At 64.7% G+C, this 16,387-nt stretch carries 18 protein-coding genes; 16 read left to right on the top strand and 2 right to left on the bottom strand.

Going from position 1 to position 16,387, the window contains the following annotated elements; all coding sequences use genetic code 11:
• Position 1: 1 nt before the first annotated feature.
• Positions 2 to 907 (bottom strand): AraC family transcriptional regulator, encoded by a 906-nt coding sequence (locus tag DMP17_RS03850; protein ID WP_337827757.1) that lies wholly within the window; start codon positions 905 to 907, stop codon positions 2 to 4.
• Between the two features lie 137 nt (positions 908 to 1,044).
• Here DMP17_RS03850 and DMP17_RS03845 point away from each other — a divergent pair, with 137 nt between their 5' ends.
• Both DMP17_RS03845 and DMP17_RS03840 read left to right on the top strand, forming a co-directional pair.
• The gene (locus tag DMP17_RS03845; protein ID WP_337827756.1) at positions 1,045 to 2,001 is read left to right on the top strand and encodes an SDR family NAD(P)-dependent oxidoreductase; all 957 of its coding nucleotides are present in this window, start codon (positions 1,045 to 1,047) and stop codon (positions 1,999 to 2,001) included.
• A 6-nt stretch (positions 2,002 to 2,007) separates the two neighbouring features.
• Positions 2,008 to 2,967 (top strand): LysR substrate-binding domain-containing protein, encoded by a 960-nt coding sequence (locus tag DMP17_RS03840; RefSeq protein WP_279654568.1) that lies wholly within the window; start codon positions 2,008 to 2,010, stop codon positions 2,965 to 2,967.
• Positions 2,968 to 3,088: 121 nt separating this feature from the next.
• Here DMP17_RS03840 and DMP17_RS03835 read toward each other — a convergent pair whose 3' ends face one another.
• On the bottom strand, positions 3,089 to 3,352 hold the full coding sequence (locus DMP17_RS03835) for a helix-turn-helix domain-containing protein (RefSeq protein WP_337827755.1): 264 nt from the start codon (positions 3,350 to 3,352) through the stop codon (positions 3,089 to 3,091).
• Between the two features lie 107 nt (positions 3,353 to 3,459).
• On the opposite strand from DMP17_RS03835, the gene DMP17_RS03830 reads away from it, so the two are divergent.
• From DMP17_RS03830 to DMP17_RS03765, 14 genes are all read left to right on the top strand, one after another.
• Positions 3,460 to 3,759, top strand: coding sequence for a hypothetical protein (locus DMP17_RS03830; protein ID WP_443217816.1), 300 nt, complete (start codon positions 3,460 to 3,462; stop codon positions 3,757 to 3,759).
• Positions 3,760 to 3,875: 116 nt separating this feature from the next.
• Positions 3,876 to 5,867: a conjugal transfer protein TraG gene (locus DMP17_RS03825; protein WP_337827754.1), complete on the top strand. Its 1,992-nt coding sequence runs from the start codon at positions 3,876 to 3,878 to the stop codon at positions 5,865 to 5,867.
• An 11-nt stretch (positions 5,868 to 5,878) separates the two neighbouring features.
• Positions 5,879 to 6,316 (top strand): CopG family transcriptional regulator, encoded by a 438-nt coding sequence (locus DMP17_RS03820; protein WP_279654572.1) that lies wholly within the window; start codon positions 5,879 to 5,881, stop codon positions 6,314 to 6,316.
• 217 nt (positions 6,317 to 6,533) lie between these two features.
• Positions 6,534 to 7,508 (top strand): P-type conjugative transfer ATPase TrbB, encoded by a 975-nt coding sequence (gene trbB / locus DMP17_RS03815; RefSeq protein WP_337827753.1) that lies wholly within the window; start codon positions 6,534 to 6,536, stop codon positions 7,506 to 7,508.
• Positions 7,505 to 7,867, top strand: a complete 363-nt coding sequence (locus tag DMP17_RS03810) for a TrbC/VirB2 family protein (RefSeq protein ID WP_337827752.1) — start codon at positions 7,505 to 7,507, stop codon at positions 7,865 to 7,867. Before trbB ends, DMP17_RS03810 begins: the two co-directional genes overlap by 4 nt.
• Complete coding sequence (locus tag DMP17_RS03805; protein WP_337827751.1) at positions 7,867 to 8,148, top strand: VirB3 family type IV secretion system protein; 282 nt, start codon at positions 7,867 to 7,869, stop codon at positions 8,146 to 8,148. The genes DMP17_RS03810 and DMP17_RS03805 overlap by 1 nt, the downstream gene beginning before the upstream one ends.
• A 14-nt stretch (positions 8,149 to 8,162) precedes the next feature.
• Complete coding sequence (gene trbE / locus DMP17_RS03800; protein ID WP_337827750.1) at positions 8,163 to 10,601, top strand: conjugal transfer protein TrbE; 2,439 nt, start codon at positions 8,163 to 8,165, stop codon at positions 10,599 to 10,601.
• Complete coding sequence (gene trbJ, locus DMP17_RS03795; RefSeq protein WP_279654575.1) at positions 10,598 to 11,362, top strand: P-type conjugative transfer protein TrbJ; 765 nt, start codon at positions 10,598 to 10,600, stop codon at positions 11,360 to 11,362. Before trbE ends, trbJ begins: the two co-directional genes overlap by 4 nt.
• A gap of 14 nt (positions 11,363 to 11,376) precedes the next feature.
• The gene (gene trbK-alt, locus DMP17_RS03790) at positions 11,377 to 11,769 is read left to right on the top strand and encodes a putative entry exclusion protein TrbK-alt (RefSeq protein ID WP_337827749.1); all 393 of its coding nucleotides are present in this window, start codon (positions 11,377 to 11,379) and stop codon (positions 11,767 to 11,769) included.
• Position 11,770: 1 nt separating this feature from the next.
• Positions 11,771 to 13,138 (top strand): P-type conjugative transfer protein TrbL, encoded by a 1,368-nt coding sequence (trbL, locus tag DMP17_RS03785; RefSeq protein WP_337827748.1) that lies wholly within the window; start codon positions 11,771 to 11,773, stop codon positions 13,136 to 13,138.
• On the top strand, positions 13,138 to 13,821 hold the full coding sequence (gene trbF / locus DMP17_RS03780; protein ID WP_279654578.1) for a conjugal transfer protein TrbF: 684 nt from the start codon (positions 13,138 to 13,140) through the stop codon (positions 13,819 to 13,821). Before trbL ends, trbF begins: the two co-directional genes overlap by 1 nt.
• Complete coding sequence (gene trbG / locus DMP17_RS03775) at positions 13,818 to 14,870, top strand: P-type conjugative transfer protein TrbG (RefSeq protein ID WP_279654579.1); 1,053 nt, start codon at positions 13,818 to 13,820, stop codon at positions 14,868 to 14,870. The genes trbF and trbG overlap by 4 nt, the downstream gene beginning before the upstream one ends.
• Complete coding sequence (locus DMP17_RS03770; RefSeq protein WP_337827747.1) at positions 14,867 to 16,123, top strand: TrbI/VirB10 family protein; 1,257 nt, start codon at positions 14,867 to 14,869, stop codon at positions 16,121 to 16,123. Before trbG ends, DMP17_RS03770 begins: the two co-directional genes overlap by 4 nt.
• Positions 16,120 to 16,362 carry a DUF2274 domain-containing protein gene (locus tag DMP17_RS03765; RefSeq protein ID WP_279654580.1) on the top strand — a complete coding sequence of 81 codons (243 nt, stop codon included), beginning with the start codon at positions 16,120 to 16,122 and terminating at the stop codon, positions 16,360 to 16,362. Before DMP17_RS03770 ends, DMP17_RS03765 begins: the two co-directional genes overlap by 4 nt.
• The last annotated feature ends 25 nt before the right edge of the window (positions 16,363 to 16,387 follow it).

Genomic DNA, 16,387 nt, shown 5'->3' with positions numbered 1-16,387 from the left:
ATTATAGGGACACCGTACGTCGATACTGCATCGGGGTGCGGCCCGTTACACGGCGGAATGCAGTGCTGAACGCGGCCTCCGATTCATAACCGACAGAAAAGCCGATGGCGGCAACACTGTCGGCGCTGCGATGCAATCGATCGGCGGCCAGCCGCATCCGCCAACTCGCCAGATAGTCGAGCGGCGTCTGTCCGACAACATCGCGAAACCGTTCGGCGAAAGTCGTGCGGGACATACCGGCGAGGCCGGCAAGCTCGACCAGCGTCCAGCGGCGTTGCGGTTCAGCGTGCATCGCACCAAGCGCACGGGTCAGTCTGTGATCGGCCAGCGCGCCCAGCCAGCCGGATTGCTTGCCGGAAGCGAGCCAGAGTCGCAGTACCTGAAGCAACATGATCTGCGCAAGATGATCGGCCATCAGTGCCCCGCCGGGCGATCCCTGCTTCAATTCCAGTGCCAGTTGCTCCAGTGCCCAACGCAACACCGCCGCTTGGTTAGTGGCATCGCGAATATGGACGATGGCGGGGAGCGCACCAAATAGCAGCCCGGCGTGATCCCCCTCGAACGCGAAGCGCCCGCCGATCAGGAAGAAATCGCCGCCTCCGTTGCAGGTCGCGATGCCATCCACCGCGTAATCGTAGATCGTGGCGGAGTCGATGGGCGGTGGTGGATTGTCGGTCGCGAACAGGAACGGCAAGCCACGAGTCAGCAGAAAGCAGTCTCCGGCCTCGATCCGCAACCGTTCGGCTTCGCCAGCCACGCTTACCCAGCAGGAGCCCCGCATCACGGTGTTGAATTTAATGCCTTCATGGGCGGGGAACTGGATAGCCCATTCGCCGCCCGCATCGAGACCGGCGCTGATCGCCGTTCTGGGCCTCAGCAGGGAAAGAACTTCGGATAGGGGGTCCAAATCAGATATGCCGTACTATGACGAAAGATATTCGAACTATAGGACATTGATCGTTCGATGGCCACCTCTAATCTCCCCTGAAGCGAAAGGACAGGTCCGGTGTCACACGGGACCGCTCTCAACTTCGGAGAAGCTATATGACCGATCATCAGAAACCTCTGGGCTCCGGCTTTGGTGCCCGCACAACAGCCTCAGACGTGCTGGCAGGTATCGACCTGACCGGTAGATGCGCGATTGTCACCGGTGGGCATTCCGGCCTCGGACTGGAAACCACGAGGGCGCTAGCGGCAGCCGGCGCGCATGTGATCGTCGGCGCGCGCAACCCTGAGGCGGCGCGGGCGGCCATGCATGATGTTCCCAATGTGATAGTGGACGCGCTTGATCTCGAAGACCTCACCAGCATTCATCTGTTCGCCAAGCGACTTCTCGCGGCCGAGAGCCATCTCGACATGCTCATCAACAACGCTGGGATCATGGCGTGTCCGGAGATGCGGGTCGGGCCGGGATGGGAGGCGCAGTTCGCCACCAATCATCTCGGCCATTTCGCACTAACGAATTTGATCTCGCCGTTGCTCGAAGGAGGCGCGCGCGTCGTCTCGGTTTCCTCCGCCGGGCATCACGCTTCGCCGATCCGCTGGGAAGACGTACAGTTCACGAGCGGCTACGATAAATGGCGGGCCTATGGGCAGTCGAAAACGGCGAATGCCTTGTTCGCGGTCCATCTCGACCGAATTGGCAGGGATCGCGGCATCCGCGCCTTCTCACTCCATCCCGGCAAGATATTCACGCCGCTCCAGCGTCATCTCACGCAAACCGAGATGACAGCCGAAGGCTGGCTCGATGCAAACGGCAATCCAGCCGATCCCACCTTTAAGACACCAGCCCAGGGAGCCGCGACGCAGGTCTGGGCGGCAACCTCGCCGCAACTCGACGGGCTTGGTGGTCTCTATTGCGAAGATTGTGACATCGCCGTCCGGGCGGAAACAGCAAGCGAGCCGTTCGTCGGCGTCAAAGAATATGCGACCAGCGTAACCGAAGCCGAGCGTCTGTGGGAACTGTCAACCAAGCTTACGCAGATCGCAGTGACGGGATAGGCATCAATGCGTTGGGGGCGGAAGCTTGGGAAGGATCAGCCGGAAGGTGGTTTCGATCATCTTCGCGGTATTCCGTTGGTGTCCTTACGCCATGCCATCGTCGTCGCTGAAGTGTTGAACTTCCATCACGCAGCGAATGTGCTTGGTACCACGCAATCCAGCGTCAGCACTCGGATCAAGGGGTTGGAAGATGCTCTGGGCATCCTGTTGTTCGAGCGGCGGCATCGCGGGGTTCGGTTGACCGATGCCGGGCAACATTTCATCGCCGGGGTATCGGCTGGCATCGCCCAACTGGATCACGCAGTGCGCACGGCAGGCGCAAGGATCGATGGGACGGAGGGGCATCTTGCGATCGGCCTACATAGTTCCATCGCCGCGGGTTTCCTCGTCGATCTTCGCCGCCGGTATCGCGCCAGTTATCCAATGGTCGAGCAATCTGTGCTGGAGGGGCGTTCGTCTGAAACCATCGCAATGGTCCGTGAGGGCAGGCTTGATGTCGCCTTCGTAATCGATGGCGTCCACTCACCCGATTGCCATTCCCGAGCGCTGTGGTGCGAACCGATCATGGTGGCTCTTCCGAAAGATCACCCCTTAGCGCAACGGGAGAGCATCGCATGGTTCGACCTCGGCGATGAGATTTTTCTTGCCCGACATGGCGGCACCGGGCCGCAAGTGTTTGAGCATGTCGTACGTCGGCTCAGCGAGCGCCAGCGCTCACCTTGTATCCGCCGCTGCGACGTGGCGCGCGACACGCTTATGGGTATGGTCGCGGCTGGCGACGGCATCACACTGACCAGCGAGGCGACGACGTACGTGTCATTTCCCGGCGTGGTGTTTCGATCAATCGCCGATGAGACCGAACCGGCGCGGTTCAGCGCGGTATGGTCGCCTCATAACCGCAATCCAGCATTGCTGAACATGCTTGATCTAGCCGCGCAAATGAGCCGGTCAGCGCGCTCGCTCTGACGATTGGAGCCGTTCGCTCGGTTCGATCCCGAGCGAATCCGCAATCTGCCCCAACACCGTAACGCTCGCCGACACGGCCGCGCACTCAGGGTGGCGTTGTCGACGTGTAGACTTGTGGTATTTAATCACCCACCTGACGCGGTTGGGCGATGGCAGGCTCTATCCTGGCGAGGAGATCGGCGGCGGAGACGCCAAGGGCCGCAGTAATATCCACGAATTCAACGACATCGATCCGCCGTTCGCCATTCTCATACTTGGCAACGAAAGATTGCGGCTTGTTCAACGTTTCAGCCAACTCAGCCTGCGTCAATCCTTTGGCCTTGCGCGCTTCGACAAGCAGAGATTGCAGAAGTATTTGTCGGGGCGTGCGCAAGGACTTCTGCATTCGAGAGGGCTCTCCATTGAAAGAGGGGAGCCTTTGCGCTAATCCTGATTCAGGATTATCCCATTTCGGGATTCCATGCGGCGCTACATCTTAGGGAGGGCCGTGCAATGCGAGTGCGCCCTGAGCTTGACCCCGAGGTCGATGACCTGGCTCCGACCGAGCCAGCGATCACGATTTATGACGAGGCGCACTTCGTCACCTACATGCGGCTGCTCGACGCCGAAGCCGATAGGGCAGACTGGACGGAAGTCGCGCGGATCGTCCTGCATCGTGACCCGGTGACGGACGCCGAACGCACACGCCGATGCTGGGAAAGTCATCTCGCTCGGGCGCGTTGGATGACGAAGGTGGGCTACCGTAAGATATTGGAACAAGCAGCGGCGGAAGCGCGCTCGACACGCCACTGACCGTCCTTTTTCTTCGCCATAGTATCCGATACCCCGACGCATCGGATTTTCTGTTGCTTCTGGCCGGAACGGCTATTCTCTGATCGGCTCCGTCTCTTTTGCCGATCGGAGCCTGTATGCGCGGAGGTCAGATTCTTTGGGGGCAGATCGCCCTCGTTTCCATCACCATTTTGTTGACGACATGGGCGGCGACGCAGTGGACAGCGTGGCAACTCGGCTTTCAGGCGCAGCTCGGCGAGCCATGGTTCATGGTGGCGAGCTGGCCGATCTACTATCCGCCAGCGTTCTTCTGGTGGTGGTATTTCTACGATGCCTATGCACCGAAGGTGTTCGTCGAAGGGGCGATCATCGCGGCTTCGGGCGGCTTCATCGCCATCGCCGTCGCGATCGGCATGTCTGTCCTTCGTGCGCGACAGGCGAAGAATGTCGCCACCTATGGATCGGCGCGTTGGGCTGAACCGGAAGAGATCAAGGCCGCCGGTCTGCTCGACCCCGATGGGGTCCTGCTCGGCCGGATCGAGCGCGACTATCTCCGTCATGACGGCCCCGAGCATGTGCTGTGCTTCGCCCCGACCAGATCGGGCAAGGGCGTCGGTCTCGTCGTGCCGACGCTGCTGACTTGGCCGGGCAGCACAATCATTCACGACATCAAGGGCGAGAACTGGGGGCTGACCGCCGGTTTCCGGTCGAAGCATGGTCGGGTGCTGCTGTTCGATCCGACCGATCCCACGTCATCCGCCTATAATCCGCTGCTGGAGGTGCGGCGCGGCGACAAGGAAGTCCGCGACGTGCAGAATATCGCCGACATCCTCGTCGATCCCGAAGGCGCGCTCGACAAGCGCAACCATTGGGAAAAGACCAGCCATTCGCTTCTGGTCGGGGCGATCCTGCATGTTCTCTATGCTGAAGCGGACAAGACGCTCGCCGGCGTTGCCAATTTCCTCTCCGATCCTAAGCGCCCCGTAGAGGCGACACTGCGCGCCATGATGAACACGCCGCATCTCGGCGAAGCGGGCGTTCATCCGGTCATCGCGTCATCGGCGCGCGAACTGCTGAACAAGAGTGACAACGAGCGGTCGGGCGTGCTCTCGACCGCCATGTCGTTCCTCGGTCTCTATCGCGATCCCGTGGTGGCGAAGGTGACGGCGCGGTGCGACTGGCGCATTGCTGATCTGGTGACGGCGGAACGGCCGGTCAGCCTCTATCTCGTTGTCCCGCCCTCCGACATCAACCGCACCAAGCCGCTGATCCGGTTGCTGCTCAATCAGGTCGGGCGGCGGCTGACAGAAGACCTGAAGACCTCCGCCAACCGGCATCGTCTCCTGCTGATGCTGGATGAGTTCCCGGCGCTCGGCCGGCTCGACTTCTTCGAGAGCGCGCTGGCCTTCATGGCGGGCTACGGCATCAAGAGTTTCCTGATCGCGCAGAGCCTCAACCAGATCGAGAAGGCATATGGCGCAAACAACAGCGTGCTCGACAATTGCCATGTGCGTGTCGCCTTCGCCACCAATGACGAGCGCACCGCCAAACGGGTATCGGATGCGCTCGGCACCGCGACTGAGATGCGCGATTCCACCAACTATGCCGGGCACCGGCTGTCGCCCTGGCTCGGCCACCTCATGGTGTCGCGGCAGGAGACGGCCCGGCCGCTGCTCACCCCCGGCGAGGTAATGCAGCTTCCGCCCGCCGACGAATTGCTGCTGGTCGCGGGCGTGCCGCCAATCCGGGCGAAGAAGGCGCGCTACTACGAAGATGCGCGGTTCCGGGAGCGCCTGTTGCCGCCACCGAAGCCGGGAACGTCGAAAGCGCCGGCAACGCCACCCGCCGACGACTGGTCGGCGCTGGCGATCCCGGCTGCGTCGGCTGGGGTTGCACCGGGAAATGCTGGCAGCACCAACATCGATCCGGCTAACGCAGGCATCCGCCGCGAGCCGGAATTGCCGGAGCATGAGGAGATCGCGCCGCCGGATCACGCGCCAGTCGGCGAGTTCGACATACTCGACGATGAGCCGGACGTGGATGCCGCCAAGGCGCGCAGTTTCCGCCAGCAGGTCACATCGGTTGCCCGGCAGGCGTCGATGGACCCTGCCGATGGCATAGAATTGTGAAGGGGACGGCCATGCAGACGAAGACCCGCATGAACGTCTATTTCGACCCCGACCTCCTGAAGAAGGTCGAGGCTCTGGCGCTCCGCCGCAATATCTCCAAGTCCGCCGTGATCGAAGCCGCCGTCGCGTCGTTCCTGTCGGCCGACGCCTCGGAGCGGCTGGAAGCCGTGTTCGCCCGCCGCATGGACCGGATAGGCCGCCAGATCGAGGGCATGGACGAAGACCTCGCCATTCTCGGAGAAACGCTCTCGCTGTTCATCCGCTTCTGGCTGACCGTCATGCCGCCGTTGCCCGACAGCGCACAGGCATCGGCGCGAGCCAAAGGCACGGAACGGTTCGATGGCTTTCTTCAAACGCTCGGTCGGAAGCTGGCAACCGGCGATCGGTTCCTGAAAGACCTGTCGCGTGACATCGACTCGCGACGCAATAGAGCAGACGATACAGAATAGCGGACGCCTCTGGTGTGCGGCGTCCAATAATCAATCCCGCCGATTGCCGCCGTTTCTTCGCTATGGCCGCCGGGTGTTAGATACTTGTTGAATCCGCCTAATTTCCGGCTCTTTTAATCATCCCCGTCCGGGGACCGTCTGATGTCTCCCCGGCGAACACGGGGATCAGATGGCCGTTTCACATCACTATTCGGAAAGTTTGGCACGCGGCGCGCGGATGCTGCGCACCGCGCTCGGCTCGGCCATCGCACGGTTTCTCGAAGACGCCGCGATCGTCGAGGTGATGCTGAACCCGGATGGCCGCATCTGGATCGACCGGCTTTCCGAAGGGCTGTCCGATACCGGCGAGCGACTGTCGCCCGCCGATGGCGAACGCATCGTGCGCCTCGTCGCGCATCACGTCGGCGCCGAAGTCCACGCGGGCAGCCCGCGCGTCTCGGCCGAGCTGCCCGAGACAGGGGAGCGGTTCGAGGGCCTGCTGCCACCCGTCGTCGCCGCGCCTGCCTTTGCCATCCGCAAACCCGCCGTCGCCGTGTTCACGCTCGACGATTACGTCCGGGCCGGGATCATGACGGCTACCCAGGCCGAGGCGTTGCGCAAGGGCGTCGTGTCCCGCGCCAACATTCTCGTGGCGGGCGGCACCTCCACCGGCAAGACCACACTGACCAACGCGCTCCTGGCCGAGGTGGCGAAGACTTCCGATCGCGTCGTCATCATCGAGGACACGCGCGAACTGCAATGCGCCGCGCCCAACCTCGTCGCCATGCGGACCAAGGATGGCGTGGCGTCCCTGTCGGATCTCGTTCGCTCATCCTTACGCCTGCGCCCCGACCGCATCCCGGTCGGCGAGGTGCGCGGCGCGGAAGCGCTCGATCTCCTGAAGGCATGGGGCACCGGCCATCCCGGCGGCGTCGGCACCATCCACGCCGGCAGCGCCATCGGCGCGCTGCGCCGGATGGAACAGCTCATCCAGGAAGCTGTCGTCACCGTTCCGCGCGCGCTGATCGCCGAGACCATCGACCTCGTTGCCGTCCTCTCCGGACGCGGCTCCGCACGCCGGCTCACCGAACTCGCCCGTGTCGAGGGCCTTGGCCCGGACGGCGATTACCGCGTCGCGCCCGCCGTCATCGAGGGCGACGGCGCTGCGACTTCCTCAGCCCAAGCCCTCAGCCCCGAAGGAGACCATCCATGATCCAACGTCTGCGCGCCATACATCTCGCTGATCGGCGCCCATATCAATTGCTCCATCACCTCACCATGACGGCTTCAGTCGCCGTCGTGAGCCTGATGATGGCCGCGCCCGCCCATGCCTCCGGCTCGTCCATGCCCTGGGAAGCGCCGCTGCAATCCATCCTCCAGTCGATCGAAGGCCCGGTCGCCAAGATCATCGCCGTGATCGTCATCATCACCACGGGCCTCGCACTGGCCTTCGGCGATACGTCGGGCGGCTTCCGCCGTCTGATCCAGATCGTCTTCGGCCTCTCGATCGCGTTCGCCGCGTCGAGCTTCTTCCTGTCGTTCTTCTCGTTCGGCGGCGGAGCGCTGGTCTGATGGCGGGCGTCGTCGAACAGGGGAGCGAGGTTCCGGGCTTCACCGTGCCGGCCCACCGGGCGCTGACCGAGCCGATCCTGCTCGGCGGCGCTCCGCGCGCCATCGCCATCATGAACGGCACGCTGGCAGGCGCGGTCGGCCTGGGCCTGCGCCTCTGGCTGGTGGGTCTCGCCATCTGGGCGATCGGGCATTTCGCGGCGGTGTGGGCGGCGAAGCGCGACCCGCTCTTCGTTGATGTCGGCCGCCGCCATCTGCGCATCCCCGCACATCTCACGGTCTGAGGGGGAGCGCACCGATGATGAACCTCGCCGAATATCGCAATCGCAACAGCCGCCTTGCCGACTTCCTGCCCTGGGCAGCCCTTGTCGGCCCCGGCATCGTGCTCAACAAGGATGGCAGCTTCCAGCGCACGGCACGGTTTCGCGGCCCCGATCTCGATTCGGCTGTGCCCGCCGAACTGGTCGCCGTCGCCGGTCGTCTCAACAACGCCTTCCGCCGCCTTGGCTCCGGTTGGGCGATCTTCGTGGAAGCGCAGCGCCATCCGGCCGCGATCTATCCCGTCAGCACGTTTCCCGATGCGGCGTCCGCATTGGTCGATGCCGAGCGCAAGGCAGATTTCGAGGAAGCGGGCGCGCATTTCGAGTCCAGCTACTTCCTGACCTTCACCTATCTGCCGCCTGCCGAGGACGCCGCGCGCGCGGAAACCTGGCTCTACGAGGGACGCGAGAAGGCTGGCATCGATCCGAACGAGCTGTGCAACGCCTTCGCCGACCGGACCGACCGGCTGCTCCGTCTGATCGAAGCCTTCATGCCGGAATGCCGCTGGCTCGATGATAGCGAGATGCTGACCTATCTGCATGGCTGCGTGTCAACGCACCGGCACCGTGTCCGCGTCCCCGAAACCCCGATCTATCTCGATGCGCTGCTCGCCGATCAGCCGCTGACCGGCGGGCTGGAGCCGCGCCTGGGCGATCAGCATCTACGCGTGCTGACCATCACCGGATTTCCGACCGCGACAACGCCGGGTCTGCTCGACGAGCTGAACCGGCTGGCCTTTCCCTATCGCTGGTCCACCCGCGCCATCCTGCTCGACAAAACCGACGCGACCAAGCTGCTGACGAAGATCAGGCGGCAATGGTTCGCCAAGCGCAAATCCGTCGCCGCGATCCTCAAGGAGGTGATGACCAACGAGCAATCCGCGCTGGTGGACACGGATGCGTCGAACAAGGCAGCGGATGCCGATCTCGCGCTTCAGGAACTCGGCGCGGACTATGCCGGCATCGCCTATGTCACCGCCACCGTGACGGTGTGGGACGCCGATCCGCGCATCGCCGACGAAAAACTACGCCTCGTGGAGAAGGTCATCCAGGGCCGCGACTTCACGGCGATGGCAGAGACCATCAACGCCGTGGATGCCTGGCTCGGATCATTGCCAGGGCATGTCTATGCCAATGTCCGGCAGCCGCCGATCTCCACGCTCAATCTCGCCCACATGATTCCGCTTTCGGCGGTGTGGGCGGGGCCGGAACGGGACGAGCATTTTGCAGCGCCCCCACTGCTCTTCGGCAAGACCGAAGGCTCGACCCCGTTCCGGTTTTCCCTTCACGTCGGCGATGTCGGCCATACGCTCGTCGTCGGCCCGACCGGCGCGGGCAAGTCGGTGCTGCTGGCGCTCATGGCGCTTCAGTTCCGCCGCTACAGAGGCGCCCAGGTCTTCGCCTTCGACTTCGGCGGCTCGATCCGCGCCGCAGCGCTCGCCATGCGGGGCGACTGGCACGATCTCGGCGGCGGGCTGACGGACGGCTCGGACACGTCCGTCAGCCTCCAGCCGCTCGCCCGCATCGAGGAGACGAGCGAACGCGCGTGGGCCGGGGACTGGATCGTCGCCATTCTCCTGCGCGAAGGCGTCACCATCACGCCCGAGGTGAAGGAGCACATCTGGACGGCGCTGACTTCGCTGGCCTCCGCGCCAGTGGGCGAGCGCACCATCACCGGCCTGTGCGTCCTGCTCCAGTCCAATGACCTGAAGCAGGCGCTCCGGCCTTATTGCATCGGCGGCGCCTGGGGCCGGCTGCTCGACGCCGAGAGCGAACATCTCGGCACGGCCACCGTTCAGGCGTTCGAGACAGAAGGGCTGATCGGCACGGACGCCGCACCCGCCGTGCTGGCCTATCTGTTCCACCGGATCGAAGACCGGCTCGACGGATCGCCGACGCTCATCATCGTCGATGAGGGCTGGCTCGCGCTCGACGACGAGGGGTTCTCCGGCCAACTTCGCGAATGGCTGAAGACGCTGCGTAAGAAGAACGCCAGCGTTATCTTCGCCACGCAAAGCCTCTCGGACATTGACGGCAGCGTGATTGCGGCTGCCATCATCGAAAGCTGCCACACCCGGCTCCTCCTGCCGAACGAGCGCGCGATCGAGCCGCAGATCACCACCATCTACCGCCGCTTCGGCCTCAACGATCGTCAGATCGAGATCCTCGCGCGGGCGATGCCCAAGCGCGACTATTACTGCCAGTCCCGGCGCGGCAATCGCCTGTTCGACCTCGGCCTCAGCGACGTGGCGCTGTCGCTCTGCGCCGCGTCCGGCAAATCCGATCAGACCATCATCGCCCAGCTCCTCGCCGAACACGGCCCGGATCGCTTTCTCAACGCCTGGCTACGCCATCGCGGCGTCGATTGGGCCGCCGACCTCATCCCCGACCTCACCAATCTGGAGAAACTGCCATGAAACTGCGCCGTTCCCGCGTGGCGCGGCTTGCTGCCGCGCTGCTCATCGCCCCCGTCGCGTTTGCCCCGATGCTGCCCGCGCCCGCACAGGCGCAATGGATCGTCTATGACCCGACGAACTATGTGCAGAATGTGCTGACGGCCGCCCGGAGCCTTCAGCAGATCACCAACCAGATCACCTCGCTTCAGAACGAAGCGCAGATGCTCATCAATCAGGCTCGCAATCTGGCGAACCTGCCGATCTCGTCGCTCCAGCAGATTCAGCAGTCGGTCCAGCGCACCCAGCAATTGCTCAATCAGGCACAGAACATCGCCTACGACGTTCAGCAGATCGATCAGATATTTCAGCAGAAATATGGGAATGTCTCGCTTTCCGCGTCGGATCAGCAGCTTGTCTCAGATGCCCGCTCCCGCTGGCAAAACACGGTCGGTAGCCTTCAGGATGCGATGAAGGTGCAGGCCACCGTCGTCGGCAATATCGACACCAACCGCACGGAGATGTCGCGGTTGGTGGGGGCGAGCCAGGGCGCGACCGGCGCACTTCAGGCGACACAGGCCGGCAACCAGCTCCTCGCGCTTCAGGCTCAGCAACTTGCCGATCTCACCGCCGTCGTCGCCGCCAACGGCCGGGCGCAAGCACTTACCGACGCCGAACGGGCAGCCGCCGCGGAACAGGGGCGCGAGCAGCGCCGCCGCTTCCTGACGCCGGGCACGGGCTACCAGCCGGGCAATGCCCGGATGTTCCCGAGCAGCGGTAATTGAGGGAGGCGACGCCCATGGACGGCAAGATGCTTGCCCGGCTCGGCGCCGTCGTCTTCGTCGGCGTCGCCATCACCGCCGCCGTGATCGAGTTCACGCGCCAGCCCGAACCTGCCGAGGTCGGCCCCCAGGCACGCCAACGCGGCGACACTGGCGACCTGCGCCAACGCCTTCGCCGTTGCCGGGACATGGGCGAGGCCGCCACCCGCGATCCCGCTTGCCTCGGCATATGGGCCGAGAACCGCGACCGCTTCCTGAAGCAGGGTGCGCAGACGCCGGATGCACCGGACGCTCCGACGACATTGTGGCCATCGGCTCCGGCTGAAGATCCGATCGTCAAGGAGATGCAGCCGGTCACACCGCCCGAGCCTGCAAGGCCGCCCGTTTCTCCTGATGAGGGAGCGCGCTGACATGGGCGGCACCGGCGTCATCGACCATTTCCTCGAAGTCTTCACGCGCTATATCGACGGCGGCTTCGGCCTGCTGTCGGGCGAGGTCACGTTCATCGCGACGACGCTGATCGTCATCGACGTGGTGCTGGCCGCGCTGTTCTGGTCGTGGGGCGCCGATGACGACGTCATCGCCCGTCTGGTCAAGAAGACGCTGTTCGTCGGCGTCTTCGCCTACCTCATCGGCAACTGGAACAATCTCGCCCGCATCGTCTTCGAGAGCTTCGCCGGCCTCGGCCTGAAGGCGTCCGGGACCAGCTTTTCCGTCGCCGACCTGCTGCGCCCCGGCAAGGTGGCGCAGACCGGGCTCGACGCCGGTCGCCCATTGCTCGAATCCATCTCCGACCTGATGGGCTGGGTCTCGTTTTTCGAGAACTTCATCCAGATCGCGTGCCTGCTTTTTGCCTGGGCGCTGATCCTGCTCGCCTTCTTCATTCTCGCCGTGCAGCTCTTCGTCACCCTGATCGAGTTCAAGCTGACGACGCTCGCCGGTTTCGTGCTGATCCCGTTCGGCCTGTTCGGCAAATCTGCCTTCATGGCCGAACGGGTGCTCGGCAACGTCATTTCGTCGGGCATCAAGGTTCTGGTGCTCGCCGTCATCATCGGCATCGGCTCGACGCTGTTTTCCGAGTTCACCGCTGGTTTCGGCGGTGCGACACCGACGATCGACGACGCCATGGCGATCGTGCTCGCCGCGCTGTCGCTGCTCGGCCTGGGCATCTTCGGTCCCGGCATCGCCAACGGTCTTGTCTCCGGCGGCCCGCAGCTCGGCGCCGGCGCAGCTATCGGAACGGGCCTTGCCGCCGGTGGCATGGTCATGGCCGGCGGCGCTGCCCTTGGCGCTGCCGCTGGCGGGGCCGGTGCACTTGCCGGAGGCGCGGCCGCCGCCGCCCGTGGCGGCGCGGCTCTCGCTGGTGGGGCCTCGACCGCCTACAGCCTCGGCGCTGCTGGACAGTCGGGCGCATCCGCCGTCGCCTCCGGTCTCGGCAATGTCGCCTCGACCGGCGCGCAAGCGGCCGCGTCTCCCCTGAAGCGCGCGGTATCGAAAGCCGCCGACAGCATGAAGCAAAGCTATCAGGCTGGCGCTCGCGGTGCGTTCGAGGTCACGGGCGGCTCTTCAACTGCCGGGACCATCTGGGGAGAGGCCGGCGAAGCCGGGTCCACCTCCACGTCGTCAGCATCCGCCGCCGACGGCCCGCCCGCATGGGCCAAACGCATGAAGCGCTCGCAGCAATTCACCCACGGCGTTCAGGCCGCCGCCCATTCCGTGCGCAGCGGCGACAGCCACGGCGGCGGCTCTTCCATCAATCTCTCTGAAAGTGACCGCTGATGTTCAAAAGACCCGCCACCCATTATGGCAAATCCCCTCAGCCCGAGACGCCCTACCAACGAGCGGCGCAGGTCTGGGACGACCGCATCGGTTCCGCCCGCGTGCAGGCCCGGAACTGGCGCTTCATGGCCTTCGGCTCGCTCGCCCTGTCGGCGGGGCTGTCCGCCGCGCTGGTCTGGCAGTCCACCAGCGGATCAATCGTGCCGTGGGTGGTGCAGGTCGACAAGCTCGGCCAGGCACAGGCCGTCGCCCCCGCCGTCGCTGACTACCGGCCGACCGATCCACAGATCGCTTTCCATCTGGCCCGGTTCATCGAACAGGTCCGCGCGATCCCGGCGGACGCCATCATCGTGCGGCAGAACTGGCTTCGCGCCTATGAGTTCACGACGCAGGCCGGGGCTCTGGCGCTCAACGACTATGCCCGCGCCAATGACCCGTTCACCAAAGTCGGCAAGCAGCAAATCGCGATTGAGGTTTCCTCGGTCATCCGCGCATCACCCGACAGCTTCCGTGTCGCCTGGATAGAGCGCCGCTATCAGGACGGCTCGCTCGCCTCGACCGAGCGCTGGTCCGCCATCCTCACCGTCGTCGTGCAGACCCCGCGCGACCCCGAGAAACTCCGGGCCAATCCGCTCGGTATCTACGTCAACGCCATCAACTGGTCGAAGGAGCTTGGACAATGATCCGGCCGTCTTATCCGACCGCCGGACATCCGGCGGCACGCAATCCCGTCATTCCGGCTTTCCGTAAATCCGCTTTGCCGGTTCTCCTCGTCTGCACCACGGCGCTCGCCGGCTGCGCCACGACGACCCCGCCACCCGAGATCGCCTATGACGATGCCGCGCCTGCCGTGCAGACAGTCGACCCGCCTGCGCCGGTCACAGTGGTCGAGCTGCCGCGCCCGTTGCCGTTGCCCGGCCAGATGAAACCTGTCGAGACCACGCGCCGCACGCCGGAACCGGTCGACCCCACGGCCAGGGTCAATCAGGCGAACGCGCAGGCCCGCGTGCAGCCCGTGCGCGACGGCTTCATCAATTCGATGCAGGTCTATCCCTTCACGCAAGGCGCGCTCTATCAGGTCTATACCGCTGTTGGGCAGATCACCGACATCGCGCTTCAGCCGGGCGAAACGCTGGTCGGCTCCGGCCCGGTCGCCGCTGGCGACACGGTGCGCTGGATCATCGGCGATACCGAAAGCGGCACGGGCGCTACCCGGCAGGTCCATATCCTCGTCAAGCCGACACGCACCGATCTGATGACCAATCTCGTCATCAACACCAATCTGCGCACCTACCATATGGAACTGCGTTCGACCGAGCGCACCTATATGGCGTCGGTCTCTTGGCAGTATCCGCAGGACCAGCTCATCGCGCTCCGCCGCCAGAACGCCGACGCGCAGGCTGTCCAGCCCGTTGCCAGCGGCGTCGATCTCGCCAACGTCAACTTCCGCTACGAGATTTCCGGCGACCGTGCGCCGTGGCGGCCGCTGCGCGCCTTCGACGACGGAAGGCAGGTGTTCATCGAGTTTCCGCGCGGCATCGGCCAAGGCGAGATGCCGCCGCTCTTCGTCGTCGGGCCGGAGGGCAATACCTCGGAACTGGTGAACTATCGCGTTCGCGGAAAGTACATGGTCGTGGACCGGCTGTTCGCCGCTGCCGAGCTGCGTTTCGGCACCGACCGCAACCAGAAGCGGGTCCGCATCTCGCGCACGGACGGGAGGCCCGCATCGTGAGCGAGGTCGATCCCGAACAGGAAGAAGGGCGCAAGCCCGAGGCGCCGGAACCTTCCGATGATGCCCGCCCGCTGACCGGCGAGCCGGTCGCGCCCATGCGCCTGCGCCCCGAGCCGCCGCGCGTCACCCGCCTGTCGCGCAAGGTGCTCGCCGGTCTTGGTCTTGTCGCCAGCCTCGGTGTCGGCGGCGCGTTGATCTACGCGCTTCAGACCTCCCAGGGTGGCCGCCAGAACGAGGAACTGCTTTCGACCGACAACCGGGCGACGCCGGACGGCCTCAACAGCCTGCCGCGCGACTATACCGGCCCGGTGCTCGGCCCGCCGCTTCCCGGCGATCTCGGCCGACCGATACTCGACGCGCAGAATCGCGGACAGCCCGTCATGCCGCCGCTCGCCGGTACGCCCGCCAATCCAGCGGTGCAGCCTGGCCTCAGCGCGGAGGAGCAGCGTCGCTTGCAGGAACTGGAGGCGGCGAGGACCGCTCGCCTGTTCGCCTCGACGGAGACGCGCACCGCTGCGCCAGCCACGACGGCGACGGCCGACACCACGGCTGCTGCGCCGAACCTTGCAAGTCTTGGCCTTGCGCCACAGCCTGCCACGCCCTCGGCGCAGGACCGCCAACTCGCCTTCCTCAACCAGATACCCGACAGACGCACCGTCGCGTCCGATCGCGTTGCCGTACCCGCCTCGCCGAACGTGCTTCAGGCCGGCGCGGTGATTTCCGCCGCGCTCATCACTGGTATCCGTTCCGATCTTCCCGGCCAGATCACCGCGCAGGTGACGGAGAACATCTATGACAGCCCGACCGGGCGCATCCTCCTGATCCCGCAGGGCACCCGTGTCATCGGCCAGTATGACAACGGCGTCGGCTTCGGCCAACGCCGCATCCTGCTCGTCTGGAACCGCCTGATTTTCCCGAACGGCCGCTCGATCGTGCTGGAGCGTCAGCCGGGCGCGGATACGCAAGGCTATGCCGGGCTTGAGGATGGCGTCGACTACCACTGGTGGGATCTCGCCAAGGCCGCAGCACTTTCGACGCTGCTCGGTATCGGCACCGAACTCGCCACCGACGACAATGACCGGCTGGTGCGTGCGATCCGCGACGGCGCTCAGGATACCGTCAATCAGGCCGGACAACAGATCGTCCAGCGCCAGTTGCAGATCGCACCGACGCTGACCATCCGGCCGGGTTTCCCCGTCCGCGTCATCGTCACCCGCGACCTCGTGCTTGAACCCTATGGAGCAACGCCATGACCAAGTTGAAGCTCGGTCCGATCGCTGACGACAAGCCCATCAAAGTCACGCTGGAGCTGCCCGCCAGCCTGCACCGCGACCTAACCGCCTATGCCGAAATCCTCGGCCGTGAGGCAGGGCACGCCGCATCCGATCCCGTCCGACTGATCGTCCCCATGCTGGAACGCTTCATTGCCACCGATCGCGGCTTCGCCAAGGCGCGGCGTGGGACGCCATCGTCCGGCATTCCGATCGCATGAGGCGATCAAGGTATCGCACAATCTC

This window comes from Pseudonocardia sp. TMWB2A (assembly GCF_017312135.1).
The sequence above is the reverse complement of the archived record's forward strand: the minus strand, read 5'-3'. Positions and strand labels throughout refer to the sequence as shown.

Bases quoted from the DNA above. Each gene is read 5' to 3' on its own strand.
- trbG (WP_279654579.1), top strand. From the start codon at position 13,818: ATGATCCGGCCGTCTTATCCGACCGCCGGACATCCGGCGGCACGCAAT.
- DMP17_RS03830 (WP_443217816.1), top strand. From the start codon at position 3,460: ATGCGAGTGCGCCCTGAGCTTGACCCCGAGGTCGATGACCTGGCTCCG.
- trbL (WP_337827748.1), top strand. From the start codon at position 11,771: ATGGGCGGCACCGGCGTCATCGACCATTTCCTCGAAGTCTTCACGCGC.
- DMP17_RS03825 (WP_337827754.1), top strand. From the start codon at position 3,876: ATGCGCGGAGGTCAGATTCTTTGGGGGCAGATCGCCCTCGTTTCCATC.
- DMP17_RS03810 (WP_337827752.1), top strand. From the start codon at position 7,505: ATGATCCAACGTCTGCGCGCCATACATCTCGCTGATCGGCGCCCATAT.
- trbE (WP_337827750.1), top strand. From the start codon at position 8,163: ATGATGAACCTCGCCGAATATCGCAATCGCAACAGCCGCCTTGCCGAC.
- trbB (WP_337827753.1), top strand. From the start codon at position 6,534: ATGCTGCGCACCGCGCTCGGCTCGGCCATCGCACGGTTTCTCGAAGAC.
- DMP17_RS03805 (WP_337827751.1), top strand. From the start codon at position 7,867: ATGGCGGGCGTCGTCGAACAGGGGAGCGAGGTTCCGGGCTTCACCGTG.
- DMP17_RS03765 (WP_279654580.1), top strand. From the start codon at position 16,120: ATGACCAAGTTGAAGCTCGGTCCGATCGCTGACGACAAGCCCATCAAA.
- DMP17_RS03835 (WP_337827755.1), bottom strand. From the start codon at position 3,352: ATGCAGAAGTCCTTGCGCACGCCCCGACAAATACTTCTGCAATCTCTG.
- DMP17_RS03845 (WP_337827756.1), top strand. From the start codon at position 1,045: ATGACCGATCATCAGAAACCTCTGGGCTCCGGCTTTGGTGCCCGCACA.
- DMP17_RS03820 (WP_279654572.1), top strand. From the start codon at position 5,879: ATGCAGACGAAGACCCGCATGAACGTCTATTTCGACCCCGACCTCCTG.
- trbF (WP_279654578.1), top strand. From the start codon at position 13,138: ATGTTCAAAAGACCCGCCACCCATTATGGCAAATCCCCTCAGCCCGAG.
- trbJ (WP_279654575.1), top strand. From the start codon at position 10,598: ATGAAACTGCGCCGTTCCCGCGTGGCGCGGCTTGCTGCCGCGCTGCTC.
- DMP17_RS03840 (WP_279654568.1), top strand. From the start codon at position 2,008: ATGCGTTGGGGGCGGAAGCTTGGGAAGGATCAGCCGGAAGGTGGTTTC.
- trbK-alt (WP_337827749.1), top strand. From the start codon at position 11,377: ATGGACGGCAAGATGCTTGCCCGGCTCGGCGCCGTCGTCTTCGTCGGC.